The following is a 2,302-nucleotide window of genomic DNA, read 5'->3' on the forward strand; positions in this document are numbered from 1 at the left end:
GGGGGGGTAACGGTGATCTAACTCAAGATAAGCAGGACATATTCGCCATTTATCTTGAAAGACCACACGTACCCTACCCTACCGTCTGGGTAATGATCCGGAAGTCCGTTACATCCCCAAACCGGATGTGCGGGTTATCCGCAATCTGATTACGGAAAGTGAAGTGGCGGTGGCGGGGAACAGTAAATTCCGCTTCGTGGGGGCTGATGCCTTCTCGCCAGACGAACTGCGCACCGATTTGTTCAGCGACGACGAGGGTGGCTATGTGGACTGCGTGGCGCTCGATGCCGCCCTGCTGGAAAAACTCCAGGCTGTCGCAGAGTTCCTTCGGGAAGCCGAAGGCTGGGAATGGTGCGCCGGACGCATGGAGCCTGTCGGTGAGTGCCGTGAGGATGCCGGAACATACCGCTGTCTGCCGGAGCCGGAAGCGGTGCTGACCGAGGCGGAAGAAGAACGTCTGAACGAACTGATGGCACGTTACGACGCGCTGGAAAACCAGTGTGAGGAATCTGACCTGCTGGAAGCAGAAATGAAGCTGATGCGCTGCATGGCGAAGGTCAGAGCGTGGACGCCGGAGATGCGTGCCGGAGGTGGAGTGGTGGTGTCCTGGCGTTATGGCAACGTGTGTGTCCAGCCGGAGGTGGAGTGGTGGTGTCCTGGCGTTATGGCAACGTGTGTGTCCAGCGTGGTGTGCAGTTGCGCAGTGAAGATGACGCGACTGATGACGCTGACCGCACGGAACAGGTGCAGGAGAAAGCGTCAGTGGAGGCAATCAGTCTGCCGTTGCTGACGAAAATGTCTTCCGAACGCACGCTGGCAGTCCAGGCAGCACTGATGCAGCAACCGGACAAATCTCTTGCACTGTTGGCATGGACGCTCTGCCTGAATGTGTTTGACAGCGGAGCGTACAGTAAACCAGCACAAATCAGCCTGGAATGTAAACATTATTCGCTGACCAGCGATGCGCCGTCAGGGAAGGAAGGTGCCGCATTCCTGGCGCTGATGGCAGAAAAAGCCCGTCTTGCGGCCCTGTTACCGGAGAGATGGTCACGGGACATGACAGAGCAGAAATACAGCCGCCAGCGGGAACGTGAGGCAGAACGACGGGAACTGGAATACCAGACATGTTTTGCTCAGGCGCAGATTGACCTTGCGTTTCATACTCCCGCCACGGTCGGAAGCTGGTTGTCCCGCTGGTCTGGTGTTGTTGAGGAGCATGATCTGGAAACGATTTTCTGGGGGTGGTGCGGGCGTTTTCCATCACTGTCATCATTTGACCGGTTTTTCTGGCAGGAGGAACCACTCTGGCGGCTGATTTTTGAAGCCGGTGAGGCCGGTCGTGGTGCACCGGTACAGGTACGTGCACTTGAGCAGTGGATGATCCCGAACAAGCTGGAGAACGTAATATGATGAAATCAGACGAAAAATACCAGGTTCCCGCGTGGATGCGACCTCTGTTGCCGTTGCTCTGCAACACCGGGGGGAACGATCCGGAAGAACTGCTGAATGATACAGAAACCACTGCCAGTGCGAATGTTGTCCGTTATGTACTGATAGTTGCTGTGCGGTCGCAGGTTGATCTGCTGCAGCTTCTGTACAGGAAAGGGCTGTTGCGCACAGAGATACCAGGTGGCTTTTCACCGGAAGAAGCGCAGGCACTCCTGGATAATCTGGTGCGCAGCCATATCAGCAAGGCGCTGTCGGGCGAGCGAATGGCAGCCCGTGACAGAAATGCCGATCTGGCCTGGATTGGACAGCAACTGGTCGATGCCGCCTGGTTTGTCCGTGCCACACTGGAAGCGCATGGGATGAGCGTCGGAAATGAGAGTCCCCCTGCTCCGCCGGAGACAATGCCGGACATACAGACACGGGAACTGGTGATGTTGATCAAGCGACTGGCATCATCGCTGAAAGCGGTGAAACCGGACAGTTGTGTGGTGCGTGAAGCGCAGGACTGGCTGCGCGACAGAAAACTTGTGGATATCACAGATATTCTCCGGTGAACCAGGCATGTATATTTTACGCAGGGACACGCCGATCATGATCGTTTCATATCAGGGGTGGTCTGGAGGTCATGCGGCGTGTCCTCTGCACTCGCCGGAATAAGGAAGTCGCCGGCGGCTCCGCTTTTACCCGGCCATGCGGGGCATGGCCTTGTGGGTTTTCAGCTCTGTGGCCTCAGCGTCGTGTGCGGGCTGTGCCGTGCCTCCATCTTAGCCGGGCTGGCAGGGATGCAAGGGTACGCTTCGCCGCTGCGGTCACCCGGTCCCTCCTTCCCGTCTGCCGTGATTTTCCGGTCGTT

Annotated in this window: 1 protein-coding gene and 2 pseudogenes; all 3 read left to right on the forward strand. The window is 57.3% G+C overall.

Annotation, left to right across the window (positions count from 1 at the left end):
* Positions 1-118: 118 nt before the first annotated feature.
* Positions 119-1,062: pseudogene (locus FTE26_RS09420) on the forward strand (ParB/RepB/Spo0J family partition protein); the annotation flags it as partial.
* Positions 1,057-1,410: pseudogene (locus tag FTE26_RS09425) on the forward strand (plasmid SOS inhibition protein A); the annotation flags it as partial. The pseudogenes FTE26_RS09420 and FTE26_RS09425, both read left to right, overlap by 6 nt.
* Positions 1,407-2,003 carry a hypothetical protein gene (locus FTE26_RS09430; RefSeq protein ID WP_000977995.1) on the forward strand — a complete coding sequence of 199 codons (597 nt, stop codon included), beginning with the start codon at positions 1,407-1,409 and terminating at the stop codon, positions 2,001-2,003. The pseudogene FTE26_RS09425 and the gene FTE26_RS09430, both read left to right, overlap by 4 nt.
* The last annotated feature ends 299 nt before the right edge of the window (positions 2,004-2,302 follow it).

The sequence above is a fragment of the Escherichia sp. S10b genome, from assembly GCF_028421345.1.
GTDB lineage: Bacteria > Pseudomonadota > Gammaproteobacteria > Enterobacterales > Enterobacteriaceae > ECMA0423.